Origin of the sequence: Escherichia sp. E2586, assembly GCF_005781105.1 — a bacterium.
Lineage (GTDB): Bacteria > Pseudomonadota > Gammaproteobacteria > Enterobacterales > Enterobacteriaceae > Escherichia.
Genome location: NZ_VATN01000019.1, coordinates 251064 through 269957, shown reverse-complemented (window position 1 = coordinate 269957; position 18894 = coordinate 251064). Strand labels below are relative to the sequence as shown.

Sequence of the window (18894 nt, the reverse complement as noted above, 5' to 3'; positions counted from 1 at the left end):
GCCAGATGACATCATATTAATGCTTCACAATATACATTGTGCGACTATACGCCACATCTTCCGGGTTATTAATTGGATAACCTTTCAACCACGGTTTGATTAATCTCCCATTGGTATACTGGTAAATCGGTGCAATAGGCGCTTGTTCTATGAGAATTTTCTCTGCCGCGTTGTAATCGGCATTGCGCGCTTTAACGGTATTTTCAGTCGATGCCTGGGCCAGCACTTTATCGTATGCCGGATTATTAAACCCTGAAATATTTCCCGAGTGCGTTGACGTTAACAGCGTCAGGAAGGTAGACGGTTCATTATAGTCCCCTACCCATGATGCGCGGATAACGTCAAAATTACCGGTGTTACGGCTATCGATATAGGTTTTCCATTCCTGATTTTGCAATTTGACGTCCACACCAAGATTCTTTTTCCACATCGACGCTACGGCAATCGCAATTTTCTGATGGTTTTCTGAAGTGTTATACAACAGCGTCAGCTTCAGCGGTTTTTGCGGACCATAACCGGCTGCGCTCAACAAAGTTTTTGCCTGCGCATTCAGTTCTTCCTGACTCATTTGTTCAAACGGCGAAGGCTCCGGCGTAAATCCGGCAGTAACATCTGGCGTAAAATGCCATGCTGGTTTTTCACCGGTGCCTAATACTTTTTCCGTCATCAGGCGGCGGTCAATCGTCATACTTAATGCCAAACGAACGCGTTGATCTGCCGTCGGACCTTTTTGCGTATTGAAGGCATAATAATAAGTCCCCAGCTGCGGCGGTGTATAAACCTGCCCTGGAATATCCTTCAACAGCTTTTGATACATATTTTTCGGGAAGGACTCAGTGATATCAATATCACCTGCAAGATAACGTTTCGTGGCAGCGGACTCCTGGTTAATCGGCAGGAAAGTCACTTTTTGCAGTACCGTTTTTGCGTTATCCCAATAATGGGTATTCGGTACAACCACCAGCTTTTCATTCACTACGCGTTCTTTAAGCACATATGCGCCGTTGCCGATAAGTTTCCCTGGTTTTGTCCAATCTTTACCGCTTTCAACGTTGGCTTTTTGCACCGGGAAGAAGGCAAAGTTGGCCGTCAAATTAACAAACCACGGCAATGGCTTATCAAGCTGGATTTTCAGGGTATGGGCATCAACGGCAGTGACGCCAAGTTGGTCAGGCGTGGCTTTACCATCAATAATCGCCTGAGCATTGTTTACCCCCGCCAGCGCGGCAAACCAGGCAAATGGGGACAACGTTTTCGGGTCTACCAGACGTTGCCAGCTATAGACAAAATCCTGCGCGGTAACCGGTGTGCCATCTGCCCATTTAGCATCATCGCGCAGGGTAAAGGTCCAGATACGGTTGTCATTGCTTTTCCACTGGGTGGCGACGCCGGGGACAATCTCCCCTTTTTCATTCTGATTCACGAGTCCTTCAAACAAATCGCGAATCACCTGAATCTCTGGCAAACCAACCGCTTTCGCGGGATCCAATGATGCAGGCTCATCCTTAATATGACGCACCAGCTCCTGCTTGTCTGCCAGTACTGTGCCGCTCGGAACATCAGCAGCATACGAAAGAGAAATGCTGCTGACTAACAGCGCACAACAAGTTACTGAAACAGAGTGCTTCATAAGTTACCCTCAAACCGACGTTAATATTGATGCGTAATTATTTGTTTCTCCTTAAAGAAATGCAAATAACTTCCGGCCAAAAAGTGATAAAAGATCGATAACATATCGTTGTCGAAAAGGATTTGATAATCCACAAAATTTGCACAACACTGCCTGTAATACTTCTATTGTCAGAGACGATTATGACCGTGACTCGCCCACGCGCCGAACGGGGCGCTTTCCCCCCAGGAACTGAACATTACGGACGTTCATTATTGGGTGCGCCGCTGCTCTGGTTTCCCGCCCATGCCGCCAGCAGCGAAAGTGGTTTGATTCTTGCTGGTACCCACGGCGATGAGAATTCTTCCGTCGTCGCCCTCTCCTGCGCATTACGCACATTAACACCGTCTTTGCGCCGCCATCATGTGGTGCTGTGTGTGAATCCCGACGGTTGCCAGTTGGGTCTACGTGCCAATGCTAATGGTGTGGATTTAAACCGAAACTTTCCCGCGGCGAACTGGAAGGAAGGTGAAACGGTTTATCGCTGGAACAGTGCCGCCGAAGAGCGCGACGTTGTCTTGCTGACCGGAGATAAACCCGGCTCCGAACCTGAAACCCAGGCGTTATGCCAACTCATTCACCGCATTCAGCCCGCCTGGGTCGTCTCGTTCCACGATCCGCTGGCGTGTATTGAAGATCCCAGACACAGCGAATTAGGTGAATGGCTGGCCCAGGCATTTGAATTGCCGCTGGTAACCAGCGTCGGCTACGACACCCCCGGATCCTTTGGCAGTTGGTGTGCAGACCTGAACTTGCACTGTATCACTGCTGAGTTTCCCCCCATCTCCGCCGATGAAGCCAGCGAAAAATATCTTTTTGCGATGGCGAATTTACTGCGCTGGCATCCTAAAGATGCAATTCGCCGGTCGTAAACTGAAGAGCCGGTTCCACATCCACCGCCAGCCAGGTCGGCCCGTCGAGATCGGCGAAGCTGACCTGCGGCGCCAGCGGTAATGCTGCGCTAATGGCGCGTGAGGTGCATAACATGCAGCCCAACATCAGGCTGAAACCTTGTGCACGCGCTTCTGTTGCCAGCGCCAACGCTTCCGTCAGGCCGCCGGTTTTATCAAGCTTGATATTAACCATCTCATAGCGCCCTTTCAGCGCCTTAAGGTTGCTGCGGGTATGACAACTTTCGTCCGCGCAAATAGGCAATGGATGGATAAAATTCTCCAGCGCCGCATCGTCCTGAGCCGGGAGAGGTTGCTCCAGCATTGCGACGCCTAAATCGGCCAGCAACTGGCATCGAGCCGCCAGTCCTTCCGCACGCCAGGATTCATTAGCATCAACAATTAACGTCGCATCCGGCACTGCCGCGCGAATCGCCACCATCCGCTCGCTGATAAGATGATTATCCAGCTTCACTTTTAGCAGCTTAGCCCCAGCCTGCCATAGTGCTGCGGCACTGCCTGCCATCTGATCCGGCGTACCGATCACTACCGTCTGCGCAGTGGTGATCGTTTCAGGAAGAGAGATACCGGTAAGTACAGCCAGCGTCTGCTGCTGTTGTCTTGCGGCCAGATCCCACAGCGCACAATCCAGCGCATTACGCGCTGCACCGGCAGGCAGAACTTTTTGCAACTCTGCGCGCGTCAGCCCTTTTTCCAGTTGTGGGACCACGCTCATTATTTGCGCCATGACTGAGGCATCACTTTCGCCATAGCGCGGATAAGGCGTACATTCGCCCGTACCTTTGACGCCATCTTCTTCCAGTTCAACCACCACCACGCGCGCTTCACTGCGGCTTCCTCGCGCAATAACAAACGGGGTATGTAACGGCCAGGCTTCCTCAAATACCTTAACGGTTCTCATCTTTACTCCTTGTTGCCGCGGTGGTCTGCGGATTAAGCGCAAATAGCGATTGCTGTGTTATTGACAGTTAGCATAAACTAGGCGTGACGTTAACTATATGTAAACAGGAAAGATAATCATGTCACAAATCGTTCATTTCCAGGGCAACCCGGTTACAGTCGCCAATTCCATCCCGCAAGCGGGTAGCAAAGCGCAGACTTTTACTCTCGTGGCAAAAGATCTGTCTGACGTCACCCTCGGTCAGTTTGCGGGCAAACGCAAAGTGCTGAACATTTTCCCGAGCATTGATACCGGTGTTTGCGCCGCATCAGTACGTAAGTTTAACCAACTGGCAACCGAAATCGACAACACGGTTGTGCTGTGCATCTCCGCCGATCTGCCGTTTGCTCAGTCTCGTTTCTGCGGCGCGGAAGGTCTGAACAACGTTATCACTCTCTCCACTTTCCGTAACGCTGAATTCCTGCAAGCTTACGGCGTTGAGATCGCTGAAGGCCCACTGAAAGGTCTGGCAGCACGTGCGGTTGTGGTAATTGATGAAAATGATAATGTGATCTTCAGTCAGTTGGTCAATGAAATCACCACCGAGCCGGATTACGAAGCAGCTCTCGCGGTACTGAAAGCGTAAATTATTATGCCTGATGGTATTGCGCCATCAGGCATTTATCCCACTTATTCTTCGCTCTTCTTCTGACTCAATCCATATTCCCGCAGTTTATTGGCAATCGCGGTGTGTGAAACGCCCAAACGTTTTGCCAGTTTGCGCGTACTGGGGTAATTGCGATAAAGCTGGGTTAATACCGAACGTTCAAAACGGCTGGTGATTTCGTCCAGCGAACCTTCCATAGCATCTTCACCAACGGCCACAGTTGCAGCGTCATAATCCGGCAGCAAAATATCCTGCGGACGCAGTTCATAACCTTCCAGTTGCGTCAGTGCGCGGTAAATGGCGTTTTTCAACTGCCGCACGTTACCCGGCCATGCATAACGTGTAAGCACGGTATTTAGATCTGCAGCTAATTTCGGACGCGGCACGCCCTGCTCGTCAGCAAATCGGGCAACAAATAGCTCGGTTAACGGCATGATGTCCTGCGGACAGTCCCGCAGCGGCGGCAGATTTAACGTCAGCACGTTCAGACGATAATAGAGATCTTCGCGGAACATGCCTTTTTGCACCAGCTCGACCAGATTCTTCTGCGTCGCGCAAATTACCCGCACATCGACATGCACTTCGTGGTCTTCCCCAACGCGACGGAAAGTGCCATCGTTGAGAAAACGCAATAATTTTGCCTGCATTCGCGGCGACATCTCGCCAATCTCATCCAGCAAAACCGAGCCGCCGTTCGCCTGTTCGAAGAATCCTTTTTTCCCCTCTGGCGCATGCCCGAACAGTTCACTCTCTACAGCATCTTCTGGAATAGAAGCACAGTTCAGCGCCAGATAAGGTTTGCTCGCACGCGGGCTTGCCTGATGGCAAGCGTAAGCAAAGAGATCTTTACCCGTGCCGGTATCACCCGTGATCAGCAGCGGCGCGCTTAACATTGCTAACTTTTGCGCCTGCTCTACCGCATGCTTCATTTTAGGACTGATGGCGACAATCTGACTGAAAGCGCTGACATCCTGGGCAGCCACATTTTGCAACTGACGGCCCATACGGATTGTTGAGCGCAGCATCACTACCGCACCGGTCAGGACATGTTGGTCGTTTTCATCCTGAAGGTAGACAGGCGTTATCTCCATCAGGAAATTTTGTCCATTAATCACTACATGTTCGTTATGTGAATCCTGCGGGTCGCTCTCAAGCCAACGTAAAAAATTAAATCCGTTAATCAATTGCGCAGCGGTATGATTGCGTAAGCGATCCAGTTTTTGCCCGAATAGCTGACAGCTCGCCGGGTTTGCCATGTCCACCTTGCTTTTCATATCGACAGAAAGCACGGGTTCAGGCAGTGCTTCAAGCAATGCGCTCAACGCCTGATGTTCTCGCTCGGAAGGCATCCACGGCACAGTGCGCACATCGGTAACGCCCGCAATACGGCGTATTTCCGCCATCAAACTGCTGAAACTGTCAAAATCCAGTTCGGCAAAATTCAGGTAAATCCGCCCGATTGGGTCAATCTCAATACCGCGTAAATCGATGCCTCTTAACACCAGTAGGTCGAGCAATTCGCGGGTCAGACCGAGTCGGTCTTCACAAAAGACTTCCAGACGCATGGGAACCTTCACATGAAAAAGAACAATAAATATGATGATATGACACTATTCGAGTAGCAGGAAGGTTTCTGTCAACAAACATTGACACAACGATGGATAAACGGGCACTTCGGCGTAAAGGTATCCGATCAGTGCCCGAAAGTGCACTATTTTTCGCCGGACGTTTTGCTCTTTTGTAACGTCTCTTTTACCTGACCGATGAGCTGACGACGGAAATCACCCAAACGTGGTTTGTCATTGTCAATCCACGGCAGCGGGCGGCAAAGTTCCATAGCTTTGATCCCCAGTCGTGCGGTCAGTAACCCGGCACCTATTCCCTGAGCGGCGCGAGTAGACAAGCGCGCGGCGAGATCCTGCGACATCCAGTCCATCCCCACTTCACGTACCAGTTCGCTGGCACCCGCGAAAGCGATATTCAGCAAGACCAGTTTAAACAGGCGCAGGCGGCTGTAATACCCCAGTTCAATGCCATACAGCGTGGCGATGCGATTAATCAGGCGCAAATTACGCCAGGCGATGAAGGCCATATCCACCAGCGCCAGCGGGCTGACCGCAATCATCAACGTCGATTCCGCCGCTGATCGGCTGATTTCGCGCCGCGCCTGGGCATCTAAAACCGGCTGGACCAGGTGAGCATACAAACTAACCACTTCACGATCGTTCTGCGTTTCATGGATTGAGGCATACCAGCGCTGCAGCGCCGGATGAGACTGATCAATACCCGCCTGCTGCGCCAGTTTTTCGCAAAATGCGCGGCCTTTACCCGTGCCGTGGCTGTGCAACAAATCGCGTGCTTCGTCGCGTTCGTGTGCACGCTGGCGCAAGCGCCATAAGCGCCGCCATTCTGTTACCACAGAACCCACGCCAGCGCCGATTATCAATGCCCCAGCGGCACAACCGCCCAGCGCCACCCAGTCCTGAGTTTGCCAGGCGTTCATCGTCCACTGCACACCCTGACCAACAACGCTTGCGCCAAACAGCGCCAGCCCGCCCATCACCATTTTGCGCCACAGACTGCGTTTCGGACGTAAAGCAGCGTCCATCACCGCTTCAACTTGCCCCTCTTCTTCCTGTGCTTCTTCGAGCGTTGCCGGGGCAAAATTTTGCGCCTGATTTTCGTCAAAGGTCTGCTGCGCCCTGAATTTTGGATTCTGATCGACCTCCAGCGGACCGTCGAAATCAATACGTGGTTTTAACGGTTCGGTCATCGCAATTTATCTCCTATTAAAAATTCCAGCGCAGCATCAAGACGAATATGCGGCAGCGGTTTGTCGACATCCATCACCTGCGGACGAAACGCCTCAAACTGGAAGCCTTGCTTATCCCAGAACGCCTGACTAGGCAAACGTGCGGGAACTTCGCCAGGATAAACAGTGAGCGGTGCGCCATCGCTGAGTCGATTACCGCGCAGCGCCGGGATTTTCTCACCGTTAACATCAATAATGCCGCTGGTGGTCGCCTGAACTGACGCCAGCCCCAGGCAGTCCATGCAGATCCCTTCGAACGCCGCATTTTGCCAGGCATCCTGAATCAGTTGTTGCAGTAATGAAACCATATTGGCGTGCTGATCGATGGTCACATGGTCCGCTTTAGTAGCAGCAAACAACAGTTTGTCGATTACCGGCGAGAACAAGCGCCGGAACAGGGTACGCTGCCCGTAGTGGAAACTTTGCATCAGCTGCGTCAGCGCCAGACGCATATCATTAAATGCCTGTGGCCCACTGTTGAGAGGTTGCAGGCAATCCACCAGCACAATCTGGCGGTCAAAGCGCAGAAAATGATTCTTATAGAACCCTTTCACCACCTTCTCACAGTAATAATTAAACCGCTCGCGCAGCATTCCGGCGTTGGTGTGTTTATCGGCCTGCGCCAGTTTGGACTCGCCCCAGGCATCGACATCAGGCCACGGGAAGAATTGCAGCGCGGGCGCTCCTGCCATATCGCCAGGCAAAACAAAGCGCCCTGGCTGAATAAAGTGCAGCCCCTGCTGTTTACACTGGTGGAGATAATCGGTCCACGCGGCGGCAATGTCTGCCAGTCGGTTTTCGTCGGCAGGCGCTAACGGATCCAGCCCTTCGCACATCATTCGCCATTTCGCCGACCATTCGCCGCGCTGACCATTGAGTAAGCCCGTCATCTGCCGCGACCAACTTAAGTAATCCTGCGCCAGCATCGGCAGGTCGAGCAGCCATTCGCCGGGATAATCCACAATCTCCAGATACAGCGTGGAGGTGTCTTTGAAGTGACGCAGCAGTGAATCATTCGATTTAAAACGTAGCGCCAGGCGGATTTCACTGACGCCGCGCGTTGGCGTCGGCCAGGCGGGAGGATCGCCATATAACTGCGCCAGCCCTTCATCATAGGTGAAGCGCGGAATACCAAAGTCACGCTGGGGAATGCGTTTTACGCCCAGCAGGCGCTCTTCACGCACCGCGCTTAATAGCGGCAAGCGTGCTCCGGCATGAATATTGAGCAACTGATTAACCATCGCGGTGATAAACGCTGTTTTGCCGCTGCGGCTAAGTCCGGTTACAGCGAGGCGCAGATGTCTGTCGACACCCCGATTCACCAGCGCATTAAGTTCATTTTTAAGTCGCTTCATTGCTGTCCTGTGCCAGAAAGCCGTAGAAAGGATTAGATACTGGAGATAATAATGTGGGTTAATTTTGATTTATCAAATGAATAAGCGGCGTTATTTACACCGCTCAGGCAATAATTTGTTAACCTTTGACCTTCGGCATTTCGATGTCTTTCAGTCCACCGACGTTCTCAACGTGGGTATATCCCATCTCGTTGAGGATCTCTTTTGCCTGCCCGGACTGGCGTCCGGCGTTGCAATACACTTTCACGGTGTCGTTTTTATCCGGAACGGCGGTGGCTATGCGCTCTTTCACTTCCTTTAGGGGAATATTGATGGCCCCCTGAACGTGCTCTTGCTGATACTGCTCTGGAACACGAACATCTATCCAGTGTTCAGCGGCGAAAACAGGCAGTGAAAACACCAGAGTCAGGGCAAGTAAGCCTTTTTTAAACATATAAGTATCCTTCTATGGATGAAAATTGCCATCCATTATACGCCTGAGATCTAACAATTTTTGCGGAACTCCCCTCACCTTTTATAACGCTGCGCCAGTTTATTGGCCGCCCGACTTAATAGCGGTTCCAGCGCCACAGCCAGCAACATTTTCAGCGGTCGGCGAGCAACTGATTTTATCGCCCAACCAGCCACACCCGCCGGGCCATAGCGCAGTGCGGTAAGAAGTACCAGCTTGCCTGCTAATTTGAAACCAGGCTTCATCTTTTGCCCGGCCTGTTGCCAGCGAGTATTCATAACTTTCCTCACAGTTGACGGAAACGGCTACGTAGCGTGAAGGTGTCGGAAGTGACATAACGTTCCATCTCGCGTAAACGCGTTTCACTGGCCGCCAGTTCACGGTCGACTTCATCCAGCAATTCGCTGCTGGAAGGTTGTTGTTTACCAAACGCCATGTTGTCAGGCATTGGATCAAGCGCAAATGACAAAATGATGTAAGCAACCAAGGTAAACAGCGCCAGGCCGAAGAAAATCGACAGCACCACCAGAATACGTACCAGTTTTACCGGTACATCAAAATAGTTAGCAATCCCGGCACAGACCCCGCGAACCATGCCCTGTTGTGGAATGCGCCATAATTTTTTATTGAGATTAATACCCGCCATTAGCGATCCCTCCAGTTCGGATGTTCAGCATCAAGAATGGATTCCAGCGCCTGAATACGCTCGCGCATCCGTTTTGCTTCATCAGCCAGTTGCGCTAATCGCTGTTGTTCGCTTTGCGAAAGCTCTCCACGACTGGAGCGGTTGCTGTAATGCAGCCATAACCAAATCGGTAAAACAAACAGCACAAAGATGGTTAACGGAATAGCCAGAAATAGCGCGCTCATAAGGACTCCTTAAGGGATGAGCGGCGGCGTGTTCGGACGCCGCCTGGATGTTATTATTGATTGTCTTGCTTCATTTTGGCTTTTAATTGTGCCAGTTGCTCGCTGATTGCATCATCAGCTTTCAGCTCGGCAAACTGATCATCCAGCGATTTTTGTTTGCCGAAACTGTGGCTTTCCGCTTCTGCTTCCATCTGGTCGATACGGCGCTCGAAAGATTCGAAACGGGCCATCGCTTCATCCAGTTTGCCACTGTCCAACTGACGACGCACATCGCGCGACGAGTTTGCCGCCTGATGGCGTAACATCAATGCCTGCTGGCGAGCGCGTGTTTCGCTCAATTTGTTTTCCAGTTCGCCAATCTCTTTCTTCATACGCACCAGCGTATCGTCCACCAGCGTCACTTCATGTTCCAGGGACTTAATCAGATCGGTCAGTTTCTGTTTTTCAATTAACGCCGCACGCGCCAGGTCTTCTCTATCTTTCAGCAGTGCCAGTTCGGCTTTTTCCTGCCACTCAACTTCACGCGCCGACGCTTGTTCAATACGGCGAGTCAGCTGTTTCTTTTCCGCCAGCGCACGTGCCGAAGTAGAACGCACTTCAACCAGCGTGTCTTCCATTTCCTGGATCATCAGACGCACCAGTTTCTGCGGATCTTCCGCTTTCTCTAACAGAGCGTTGATGTTGGCATTCACGATGTCGGCAAAGCGAGAAAAAATACCCATAATGTTGTCCTCTTGATTTCTTCGTTCAGGATTGTCCTGCTGAACTGTTAATACAATTTGCGTGCCAATTTTTTATCTTTTTGATTTATAAAGATCTGATTGAAGAATCAACAGCAACATGCCAGGATGAATTAGCGAATTACACTAACAAGTGGCGAATTTCATCATGGCAGAATACAAAGATAACTTACTCGGTGAGGCGAACAGCTTTCTCGAAGTTTTAGAGCAGGTTTCGCATCTCGCACCGCTGGACAAACCGGTGCTCATCATCGGCGAGCGCGGAACAGGTAAAGAGCTGATCGCCAGCCGTCTGCATTATCTCTCCTCTCGTTGGCAAGGGCCGTTTATTTCCCTTAACTGCGCGGCGTTAAATGAAAATCTGCTGGATTCCGAACTATTTGGTCACGAAGCGGGGGCGTTTACCGGTGCGCAAAAACGTCATCCAGGGAGATTTGAACGTGCCGACGGCGGTACGCTGTTTCTTGATGAACTCGCTACGGCACCGATGATGGTGCAGGAAAAATTATTGCGCGTGATTGAGTATGGTGAACTGGAGCGCGTTGGTGGCAGCCAGCCATTGCAGGTGAATGTGCGGTTGGTATGCGCGACGAATGCCGATCTTCCGGCGATGGTCAATGAAGGTACTTTTCGCGCTGACCTGCTCGACCGGCTGGCTTTTGATGTTGTGCAACTGCCACCACTGCGCGAACGCGAAAGCGACATTATGTTGATGGCAGAACATTTTGCCATCCAGATGTGTCGGGAAATCAAGCTGCCTCTGTTCCCGGGTTTTACCGAGCACGCCAGAGAAACATTGCTGAATTATCGCTGGCCGGGAAATATTCGTGAATTGAAAAACGTGGTGGAACGTTCGGTGTATCGCCACGGCACCAGCGATTATCCGCTTGATGACATCATTATTGATCCCTTTAAACGGAGTCCACCTGAAGAAGCCATCGCCGTTTCAGAAACCACCTCGCTTCCGACGCTGCCGCTGGATTTACGTGAGTTTCAGATGCAGCAGGAAAAAGAGTTGCTGCAACTCAGTTTGCAACAGGGGAAATATAACCAGAAACGCGCGGCAGAATTGCTGGGATTAACCTATCATCAGTTCCGCGCGTTGTTGAAAAAGCACCAGATTTAGCGAAGTTGGGCAATACAACTTGCCGGATACGGCGTGAACGCCTTATTCGGCCTACATAATCAATACGTCATTTGTAGGCCTGATAAGCGCGGCGCATCAGGCATTATTGCGTTGGCCTTCGCTTCTGCGTATTAATCTCTCAGCGCATCCTGCAAAATTTTCATTGCCGCATCGAATTGCGCATCCGGGATGGTCAGCGGATACAGGAAACGAATCACGTTGCCGTATGCGCCACAGGTCAGGAGTAGCAGCCCCTGCGCCAGCGCACGTTGCTGGATTTTCTGCGCAATCTCCGCTGACGGTTCGCCCGTTTGCGGATCGTTAAACTCTGCTGCAATCATCGACCCCAGACCACGTACTGCCGCGATCGCCGGAACGTTTTCTTTGGCCTCAATAAGCGTGTTTGTCAGGCGCTGGCCCAGTTGATTCGCGCGTTCGCAAAGTGATTCTTTGTCGATAATGTTGAGCACCGCGTGCGCGGCAGCCACCGCCAGCGGGTTCCCGGCGTAGGTACCGCCAAGCCCGCCCGGCGCGGGGGCGTCCATAATATTCGCGTTACCGACCACGCCTGAAAGCGGCATCCCGCCCGCGAGGCTTTTCGCCATGGTCATTAAATCCGGCTTATCGGCGTAGTGATCCATGGCAAACAGTTTACCGGTACGCGCAAACCCGCTTTGCACTTCATCAGCAATCATCACAATACCGTGCTCGTCGCACAGACGGCGAATCGCAGAAACCAGCTCTTTTGGCGCCACGTTAAAGCCGCCCTCGCCCTGCACCGGTTCGAAAATAATGGCGGCAACCTGCTTCGCTTCGATGTCTGATTTAAACAGACGCTCGATGGCGTCGAGGGAATCTTGCGTCGAAATGCCCTGTAAATCTGACGGATACGGCACGTGATACACCGAACCGGGGAACGGGCCGAAGCCGATTTTGTACGGCGCGACCTTTCCAGTTAACGCCATGGTCATATACGTGCGACCATGGAAGCCGCCGCTAAACGCAATCACACCAGGGCGTCCGGTATGGGCGCGGGCGATTTTCACCGCATTTTCCACCGCTTCAGCACCGGTGGTGAAGAACGCGGTTTTAGCCTGCCCGCTCACCGGGGCAAGGGCGTTAATTTTCTCCGCCAGCGTGACGTAGCTTTCGTATGGCACAATCTGGTACGCCGTGTGGGTAAACTGTTGCAGTTGCTGCTCCACCGCCGCCACCAGTTCAGGGTGACGATGACCGGTATTCAGCACCGCAATGCCTGCGGCGAAATCGATGTACTCGTTGCCCTCAACATCCTTCAGCGTGGCGTTTTCAGCCGACTGGGCGAAGAAGTTACACATCACGCCAACCCCGCGCGGGGTGGCAGAAAGACGACGCTGATGGAATTCATTGTTGCTCATGTTTCACACCTTTTGACTCTTCACGGTTAATCGGAAATTAAACGCCCAGACGATCGCGCAGGCTGTAATAAGCCGCGCCCATCGCGGTAAACGGCACGCGCAGCGTGCGCCCGCCTGGGAACGGGTAATGCGGCAGATTGGCGAAGGCGTCGAAACGCTCGGCGTCACCGCGCAGCAGTTCGGCAATCAAGCGCCCTGCAAGATGGGTACAGGTGACGCCGTGTCCGCTGTAGCCCTGCATGTAATAAATGTTGGTATCAAGGCGACCGAACTGCGGCATCCGTGAAAGGGTCAGCAGGAAGTTGCCCGTCCAGCGGTAGTCGATTTTGACGCCCTTCAGCTGCGGGAAGGTTTTCAGCAGTTTCGGCACCACAAGACGCTCAACGTCATCCGGGTCGCGCGCGCCGTACACCACACCGCCGCCGTACAGCAGGCGGTTGTCGGCGGTAAGACGGTAGTAATCAAGCAGATAATTACAGTCTTCCACGCAGTAGTTTTTCGGGATCAGCGAACGGGCTAACTCATCGGAAAGCCGTTCGGTAGTGATCACCTGCGTGCCGCACGGCATACTGCGTTTCGCCAGTTCCGGCTCCACTTTATCGCCCAGGTACGCATTCCCGGCGACAATCACATACTTCGCCGTCACCTGGCCTTTGGCAGTGCGCACCACGGCGGGCGTAGTGTGCTGGATCTGCGTCACCGCAGAAAGCTCATACACACGCCCGCCGTTGAGACGAATGGCATCGGCTTCACCAATGGCGAGGTTCAGGGGGTGAATATGCCCGCCGCTGTGATCCAGCAGCGCGCCGGTATAGCGATCGCTGGCGACTTCACGACGAATGGCGTTGGCATCCAGCAGCTCCAGCTGTTTATTGCCGTAACGTTCCCAGTTCTCTTTCTGCTCTTCCAGAGTCGCGAGCTGTTTATCATTCATCGCCACAAACAGGCCGCCGGGGCGGTAGTCGCAGTCAATCTGATAACGTTTGATACGTTCGCGGATGATCTCACCACCCTCAAACATCATGCTGCCAAGCATACGGGCGGTGTCCATGCCGTAGCTTTTTTCGATAACGTCGATGTCGCGGCTGTAGGAGTTCACAAGCTGCCCGCCGTTGCGCCCGCTGGCGCCAAAGCCGATACGTGAGGCTTCGAGAACCACCACGTCAAAGCCCGCTTCTGCCAGATGCAGCGCGGAGGAAAGCCCGGTATAGCCGCCGCCGACCACGCAAACATCACAGGTGATTGACTCATTCAGTATGTCGAATGGCGCGTATTTATTCGCACTGGCGGCGTAGTAACTGCTGGTATGTTCGGTCATTTCAGGCCTCCAGGCTTATCCAGATGGTTTTAAGTTCGGTGAATTTTTCCAGCGCGTGCAGGGATTTGTCGCGACCATTGCCGCTCTGCTTATAGCCGCCAAACGGCACGGTCATATCGCCGTCGTTGTAGTTATTGACGAAGACGGAACCAGCTTTCAGGCGGCGGCTCATGCGGTGCGCACGGGAGAGATCGCGCGTCCATACCGCCGCGCCGAGCCCGTACTGGCTGTCGTTGGCAAGCTGTAGCGCCTGATCTTCTGATGTGAAACGCGTGACCACCAGCACCGGGCCGAAAATCTCTTCGCGACTTAAGGACGCATTCGGGTCCACATCCACAAAGATGGTCGGGCCGATGGCCGCTGCCAGTTCGGCGTTGCGTCCATCCAGCAGCAGTTGCCCTTTGCCTTCGCCTTCACGAATAAAGCTATGCACCGAGTCGGCGTGAGCGCTGTCGATTAAGGTGCCCATGGTGGTCGCAGGATCAAGCGGGTGGCCCGGCTGCCAGTTTTGCGCCTGCTGTTTTAACAGGGCTAAGAATTCATCGGCGATGCTCTCTTCCAGCAACAAACGCGTTCCGGCGATGCACACCTGGCCCTGGTTGTAGAAGATACCTGCGGCCGTTGCGCTCGCCGCTTTTTGCAAATCCGGGCAGTCGGCGAAAACGATGTTGGCGCTTTTGCCACCCGCTTCCAGCCAGACGCGTTTCATGTTGCTGTCGCCAGCATCTTTCAGCAGCTGTTTCCCGGTGCGGGTTGAACCAGTAAAGGCAATGGCGTCGATATCGTTATGACGAGACAGCGCCTGGCCCGCTTCATGACCAAACCCCGTCACCAAGTTCAGCACGCCATCCGGCAGACCTGCTTCTTTCGCCAGCCCCGCGAGACGAATCGCACTGAGCGGTGATTTTTCAGATGGTTTTAGAATCACGCTGTTCCCTGCCGCCAGCGCTGGGCCAAGCTTCCAGCAAGTCAGCAGCAGCGGAAAGTTCCACGGTACAATGGCAGCAATAACGCCGACCGGTTCACGCACGATCATCGCCAGCTCATGGCTACTGGTGGTCGCCACTTCGCCATACACTTTGTCGATCGCTTCGGCGTACCAGCGAATGGCGCGCGCCGCGCCGGGAATATCATCACGCAGGCTGTGACGAATCGGTTTGCCGGTGTCGAGAGTTTCCAGCAGTGCCAGCTCTTCGGCGTTGGCTTCCATTAACTCGGCGAGTTTATTCAGCACCGCTTTACGTTTTGCCGGGGCGGCCTGCGACCAGTCGCCGCGTTCAAATACGCCGCGTGCTGCGCCCACCGCACGGTCGATATCGGCGCTCTTGCCGCGCGCGATATTCGCCAGCGGTGCCTGGGTGACCGGATCAACGGTTTCAAAGGTTTCATTTTCCGCCGCAGCGGTATATTCACCGTTAATAAATAAGCGGGTTTCAATGGCGAGACTTAACGCTTTATCCTGCCAGTAAGCCAGATGATGAAAATTCATTATGACTCCTGTTTCACGTCTATCAGATATATGCAGTTTGTGAACGTCAGGGCGCAGAGATCCCCGGGCAATGAGCCCGTTTATTTCTGGCGACATTCTTTATAGATTGCCTTTATAGCTAGCCGGGTGGCGTTTCGCTTACCCGGCCTACAAAAGCAAAAAGATTAAAACGTGGTGGGCGTATGGGCGCTGATAATTCGGCAAATGCCTGCCGACGTATTACTGAAACTGTGCGGGATGCCGGTATTAATGGCATAACTTTGCCCCGCGACGAGGTGGTAATCCTGACCATTAATGGTCAGAACAATTTCACCTTCCAGTACAGTGCCTATTTCCTCACCCTGATGCTTAATTCTTTCCCCAGTGGTTGTGCCCGGCTGGTACGTTTCAAAGATCATCGCCAGCGTGCGATTCGGGTTACCGTTATGCACCAGCTTCATCGACACACCCTGACTGCCCATTTCAATTAAGTCGTCCTGATTAATGACGACCTGCGGTTCATCAGGTTTTTCCGGCTCGGAAAAGAATTCCGAGAGTGACAGACCATACACCTTCAGTAGCTTTTGCAGCGTACTGATGGCAGGGCTGACTTTATCTTGTTCTATCGTACTGATAGCACTGTGAGTCAGCCCGGAGAGTTCGGCGGCACGACGTTGTGAAAGCCCCTGCTGCTGGCGGATTTCTGACAAGCGTTTTCCTGGCGCCAGTCCCTCATCACTCATATTTGCATTTCCTTAACTGTAGTGGTCAGAGTCGCTGTTTTTCAGCGATATGGTTCTGACAAGCGGTGATAAAGCCCTCGAACAATATACGCGAAAGCGCGTACTCGCTACTGTTCCATTCCGGGTGCCACTGTACGCCCAGCGCGAAAGGATGATTGATGACGCTCACCGCCTCAACCAGGCCATCCGGCGAGCGAGCTTCAACACGCAACTGCGGGCTAACGACCTTCGCCCCTTGTCCATGCAGAGAGTTTACCCAAAAGTTGCTACATTCAGGTAACAATGCAGACAGTAATCCCCCCTCTTCAACCTGAACTTCGTGCGACGGCGCATATTGCTGCTCCACCGGCAGTTCGGGATCTTCACGATGTTCCAGCAATTCAGGCTGTTCGCACAGTTTGCGATGCAACGACCCACCGGTTGCTACCACCAGTTCCTGTAACCCCCGGCAGATGGCGAAAATGGGGATGCGCCTTTCGAGTGCGGCATTAATTAACGCCATGCTCAGAAGATCACGCCCGGGATCGGCGTCAGGCTCATCGCCGTTTTCACCATATAGGTGCGGCTGCACATTGCTGGGGCTACCTGGAAGATAAATGCCATCAAGTTTAGGCAGCAGTTCTTCAAGTAATGACGGTTCCGCCAGCGCATGTGGCAGCGCAATCGGTAAACCGCCCGCGTGGACGATGGCATTCAGGTACTTTTCTTGCAGAGTCTGGGTCGTATGACCCTTAAGCCTGTTCCTGCACATTACGACACCGATAACCGGATTGTTCATTATATTTTCCATGCTCAATCTCACAAAGTGGACTAAATTATCGCCATTACTGCGGTTTAAATGACCTTTATGTTCAATATTTTTTCAATCTAGCAGTCGGTTTTCATTTTTGCAAACTCAATTTAACATTTGACAAACATTTAGTTTGCATACAGATTCGAATGGTGGTCATTATATTTTACGCTTTGCTAACGAGCGGAAAACAAACCAAAGGCGAAGAATCATGGAAACCAATATCGTTGAAGTAGAGAACTTTGTTCAGCAGTCAGAAGAGAGGCGGGGTAGCGCCTTTACGCAGGAAGTGAAACGCTACCTGGAGCGCTACCCGAATACACAATATGTTGATGTTTTACTTACTGATTTGAATGGTTGCTTCCGTGGGAAACGCATTCCTGTTTCAAGTCTGAAGAAGCTGGAGAAAGGGTGTTATTTCCCGGCCTCGGTATTTGCAATGGATATTCTGGGCAATGTAGTAGAAGAAGCGGGCCTGGGTCAGGAAATGGGTGAACCAGATCGTACTTGTGTGCCAATACTCGGTACCTTAACCCCTTCTGCTGCCGATCCAGAGTTTATCGGTCAGATACTCCTGACCATGGTCGATGAAGATGGCGCTCCCTTTGACGTTGAGCCGCGGAACGTACTTAACCGCCTGTGGCAGCAGCTACGCCAGCGCGGATTGTTCCCGGTTGTAGCGGTAGAGCTGGAGTTCTATTTACTGGATCGCCAGCGCGACGCTGAAGGGTATCTGCAACCGCCCTGCGCGCCCGGCACCGATGACCGCAATACACAAAGTCAGGTTTACTCGGTTGATAACCTCAACCACTTCGCCGATGTGCTCAATGATATTGATGAACTGGCGCAGTTACAGTTAATTCCCGCCGACGGTGCGGTCGCCGAAGCCTCGCCAGGCCAGTTTGAAATCAACCTTTACCATACCGATAACGTGCTGGAAGCCTGCGATGATGCGCTGGCACTAAAACGCCTGGTGCGCCTGATGGCAGAAAAGCATAAGATGCACGCCACTTTTATGGCGAAGCCGTATGAAGAGCACGCGGGCAGCGGGATGCATATCCATATCAGTATGCAAAATAATCGTGGCGAGAACGTGCTTTCTGACGCAGAAGGTGAAGATTCGCCGCTGCTGAAAAAGATGCTCGCCGGGATGATTGACCTGATGCCGTCATCAATGGCGTTGCTGGCGCCGAACGTGAATTCCTATCGCCGCTTCCAGCCAGGCATGTATGTGCCAACGCAGGCGTCGTGGGGCCATAACAACCGCACCGTCGCCCTGCGTATTCCGTGCGGCGATCGTCATAACCACCGCGTGGAATATCGCGTGGCAGGTGCCGATGCCAACCCATATCTGGTGATGGCAGCGATTTTTGCCGGTATTTTGCATGGCCTTGATAACGAACTGCCGTTGCAGGAAGAAGTAGAAGGCAACGGGCTGGAGCAGGAAGGCTTACCCTTCCCGATTCGCCAGAGCGATGCCCTGTGGGAGTTTATCGAGAACGATCATTTGCGCCGCTATTTAGGCGAGCGTTTTTGCCATGTGTATCACGCCTGTAAAAATGATGAGTTGTTGCAGTTTGAGCGCCTCATCACAGAAACCGAAATTGAGTGGATGTTGAAAAACGCATAGTACCCCTTGCGGGGTTGTTTCATCGGCCTGAGCGGAGCCAGGCCTGACATTTGCTGGTAATCCAGAC

19 protein-coding genes are annotated in these 18894 nt (G+C 52.6%); 4 read left to right on the top strand and 15 right to left on the bottom strand.

Annotated elements, in window-relative coordinates:
* Positions 1-16: 16 nt before the first annotated feature.
* The gene (gene mppA / locus FEK50_RS18635) at positions 17-1630 is read right to left on the bottom strand and encodes a murein tripeptide ABC transporter substrate-binding protein MppA (RefSeq protein ID WP_131161814.1); all 1614 of its coding nucleotides are present in this window, start codon (positions 1628-1630) and stop codon (positions 17-19) included.
* Positions 1631-1812: 182 nt separating this feature from the next.
* Between mppA and mpaA the strand changes: the two genes are divergently transcribed.
* Positions 1813-2541 (top strand): murein tripeptide amidase MpaA, encoded by a 729-nt coding sequence (gene mpaA / locus FEK50_RS18630; RefSeq protein ID WP_064527321.1) that lies wholly within the window; start codon positions 1813-1815, stop codon positions 2539-2541.
* On the opposite strand, the gene ycjG is transcribed toward mpaA, so the two are convergent.
* A complete protein-coding gene (gene ycjG, locus FEK50_RS18625) occupies positions 2516-3481 on the bottom strand; it encodes an L-Ala-D/L-Glu epimerase (RefSeq protein WP_130208785.1) in 966 nt (321 codons plus the stop codon). The genes mpaA and ycjG overlap by 26 nt on opposite strands.
* Positions 3482-3599: 118 nt before the next feature.
* On the opposite strand from ycjG, the gene tpx reads away from it, so the two are divergent.
* Entirely contained in the window at positions 3600-4106 is a 507-nt protein-coding gene (gene tpx / locus FEK50_RS18620) for a thiol peroxidase (RefSeq protein WP_064527317.1), read from the top strand.
* 44 nt (positions 4107-4150) lie between these two features.
* On the opposite strand, the gene tyrR is transcribed toward tpx, so the two are convergent.
* From tyrR to pspA, 8 genes are all read right to left on the bottom strand, one after another.
* Positions 4151-5692: a transcriptional regulator TyrR gene (gene tyrR / locus FEK50_RS18615; protein WP_130208787.1), complete on the bottom strand. Its 1542-nt coding sequence runs from the start codon at positions 5690-5692 to the stop codon at positions 4151-4153.
* A 146-nt stretch (positions 5693-5838) separates the two neighbouring features.
* On the bottom strand, positions 5839-6900 hold the full coding sequence (locus FEK50_RS18610) for a YcjF family protein (RefSeq protein WP_130208789.1): 1062 nt from the start codon (positions 6898-6900) through the stop codon (positions 5839-5841).
* Complete coding sequence (locus FEK50_RS18605) at positions 6897-8294, bottom strand: YcjX family protein (RefSeq protein ID WP_131161813.1); 1398 nt, start codon at positions 8292-8294, stop codon at positions 6897-6899. The genes FEK50_RS18610 and FEK50_RS18605 overlap by 4 nt, the downstream gene beginning before the upstream one ends.
* Before the next feature lie 118 nt (positions 8295-8412).
* The gene (gene pspE, locus FEK50_RS18600) at positions 8413-8727 is read right to left on the bottom strand and encodes a thiosulfate sulfurtransferase PspE (RefSeq protein ID WP_064527288.1); all 315 of its coding nucleotides are present in this window, start codon (positions 8725-8727) and stop codon (positions 8413-8415) included.
* 74 nt (positions 8728-8801) lie between these two features.
* Complete coding sequence (gene pspD / locus FEK50_RS18595) at positions 8802-9023, bottom strand: phage shock protein PspD (protein ID WP_096839698.1); 222 nt, start codon at positions 9021-9023, stop codon at positions 8802-8804.
* 8 nt (positions 9024-9031) lie between these two features.
* Positions 9032-9391, bottom strand: coding sequence for an envelope stress response membrane protein PspC (gene pspC, locus FEK50_RS18590; RefSeq protein WP_130222740.1), 360 nt, complete (start codon positions 9389-9391; stop codon positions 9032-9034).
* The gene (gene pspB, locus FEK50_RS18585) at positions 9391-9615 is read right to left on the bottom strand and encodes an envelope stress response membrane protein PspB (RefSeq protein WP_001274965.1); all 225 of its coding nucleotides are present in this window, start codon (positions 9613-9615) and stop codon (positions 9391-9393) included. The genes pspC and pspB overlap by 1 nt, the downstream gene beginning before the upstream one ends.
* 53 nt (positions 9616-9668) lie before the next feature.
* Positions 9669-10337 (bottom strand): phage shock protein PspA, encoded by a 669-nt coding sequence (gene pspA, locus FEK50_RS18580; RefSeq protein WP_000511019.1) that lies wholly within the window; start codon positions 10335-10337, stop codon positions 9669-9671.
* A gap of 166 nt (positions 10338-10503) precedes the next feature.
* On the opposite strand from pspA, the gene pspF reads away from it, so the two are divergent.
* Complete coding sequence (gene pspF, locus FEK50_RS18575) at positions 10504-11481, top strand: phage shock protein operon transcriptional activator (protein WP_131161812.1); 978 nt, start codon at positions 10504-10506, stop codon at positions 11479-11481.
* A 131-nt stretch (positions 11482-11612) separates the two neighbouring features.
* On the opposite strand, the gene puuE is transcribed toward pspF, so the two are convergent.
* The 5 genes from puuE to puuD all read right to left on the bottom strand — a co-directional run bounded on the left by puuE (position 11613) and on the right by puuD (position 17197).
* Entirely contained in the window at positions 11613-12878 is a 1266-nt protein-coding gene (gene puuE, locus FEK50_RS18570; RefSeq protein ID WP_131161811.1) for a 4-aminobutyrate transaminase, read from the bottom strand.
* A gap of 37 nt (positions 12879-12915) precedes the next feature.
* A complete protein-coding gene (gene puuB / locus FEK50_RS18565) occupies positions 12916-14196 on the bottom strand; it encodes a gamma-glutamylputrescine oxidase (RefSeq protein ID WP_130208799.1) in 1281 nt (426 codons plus the stop codon).
* A gap of 1 nt (position 14197) precedes the next feature.
* The gene (puuC, locus tag FEK50_RS18560; protein ID WP_131161810.1) at positions 14198-15685 is read right to left on the bottom strand and encodes an aldehyde dehydrogenase PuuC; all 1488 of its coding nucleotides are present in this window, start codon (positions 15683-15685) and stop codon (positions 14198-14200) included.
* 164 nt (positions 15686-15849) lie between these two features.
* On the bottom strand, positions 15850-16407 hold the full coding sequence (gene puuR, locus FEK50_RS18555; RefSeq protein ID WP_001278727.1) for an HTH-type transcriptional regulator PuuR: 558 nt from the start codon (positions 16405-16407) through the stop codon (positions 15850-15852).
* 25 nt (positions 16408-16432) lie between these two features.
* Positions 16433-17197, bottom strand: a complete 765-nt coding sequence (puuD, locus tag FEK50_RS18550) for a gamma-glutamyl-gamma-aminobutyrate hydrolase (protein ID WP_130260919.1) — start codon at positions 17195-17197, stop codon at positions 16433-16435.
* 211 nt (positions 17198-17408) lie between these two features.
* On the opposite strand from puuD, the gene puuA reads away from it, so the two are divergent.
* Positions 17409-18827: a glutamate-putrescine ligase gene (gene puuA, locus FEK50_RS18545; protein WP_130216076.1), complete on the top strand. Its 1419-nt coding sequence runs from the start codon at positions 17409-17411 to the stop codon at positions 18825-18827.
* Positions 18828-18894: the final 67 nt, after the last annotated feature.

Excerpts from the sequence above, each read along its gene's own strand:
- mppA (WP_131161814.1), bottom strand. The coding sequence starts at position 1,630 with ATGAAGCACTCTGTTTCAGTAACTTGTTGTGCGCTGTTAGTCAGCAGC.
- mpaA (WP_064527321.1), top strand. The coding sequence starts at position 1,813 with ATGACCGTGACTCGCCCACGCGCCGAACGGGGCGCTTTCCCCCCAGGA.
- ycjG (WP_130208785.1), bottom strand. The coding sequence starts at position 3,481 with ATGAGAACCGTTAAGGTATTTGAGGAAGCCTGGCCGTTACATACCCCG.
- tpx (WP_064527317.1), top strand. The coding sequence starts at position 3,600 with ATGTCACAAATCGTTCATTTCCAGGGCAACCCGGTTACAGTCGCCAAT.
- tyrR (WP_130208787.1), bottom strand. The coding sequence starts at position 5,692 with ATGCGTCTGGAAGTCTTTTGTGAAGACCGACTCGGTCTGACCCGCGAA.
- FEK50_RS18610 (WP_130208789.1), bottom strand. The coding sequence starts at position 6,900 with ATGACCGAACCGTTAAAACCACGTATTGATTTCGACGGTCCGCTGGAG.
- FEK50_RS18605 (WP_131161813.1), bottom strand. The coding sequence starts at position 8,294 with ATGAAGCGACTTAAAAATGAACTTAATGCGCTGGTGAATCGGGGTGTC.
- pspE (WP_064527288.1), bottom strand. The coding sequence starts at position 8,727 with ATGTTTAAAAAAGGCTTACTTGCCCTGACTCTGGTGTTTTCACTGCCT.
- pspD (WP_096839698.1), bottom strand. The coding sequence starts at position 9,023 with ATGAATACTCGCTGGCAACAGGCCGGGCAAAAGATGAAGCCTGGTTTC.
- pspC (WP_130222740.1), bottom strand. The coding sequence starts at position 9,391 with ATGGCGGGTATTAATCTCAATAAAAAATTATGGCGCATTCCACAACAG.
- pspB (WP_001274965.1), bottom strand. The coding sequence starts at position 9,615 with ATGAGCGCGCTATTTCTGGCTATTCCGTTAACCATCTTTGTGCTGTTT.
- pspA (WP_000511019.1), bottom strand. The coding sequence starts at position 10,337 with ATGGGTATTTTTTCTCGCTTTGCCGACATCGTGAATGCCAACATCAAC.
- pspF (WP_131161812.1), top strand. The coding sequence starts at position 10,504 with ATGGCAGAATACAAAGATAACTTACTCGGTGAGGCGAACAGCTTTCTC.
- puuE (WP_131161811.1), bottom strand. The coding sequence starts at position 12,878 with ATGAGCAACAATGAATTCCATCAGCGTCGTCTTTCTGCCACCCCGCGC.
- puuB (WP_130208799.1), bottom strand. The coding sequence starts at position 14,196 with ATGACCGAACATACCAGCAGTTACTACGCCGCCAGTGCGAATAAATAC.
- puuC (WP_131161810.1), bottom strand. The coding sequence starts at position 15,685 with ATGAATTTTCATCATCTGGCTTACTGGCAGGATAAAGCGTTAAGTCTC.
- puuR (WP_001278727.1), bottom strand. The coding sequence starts at position 16,407 with ATGAGTGATGAGGGACTGGCGCCAGGAAAACGCTTGTCAGAAATCCGC.
- puuD (WP_130260919.1), bottom strand. The coding sequence starts at position 17,197 with ATGGAAAATATAATGAACAATCCGGTTATCGGTGTCGTAATGTGCAGG.
- puuA (WP_130216076.1), top strand. The coding sequence starts at position 17,409 with ATGGAAACCAATATCGTTGAAGTAGAGAACTTTGTTCAGCAGTCAGAA.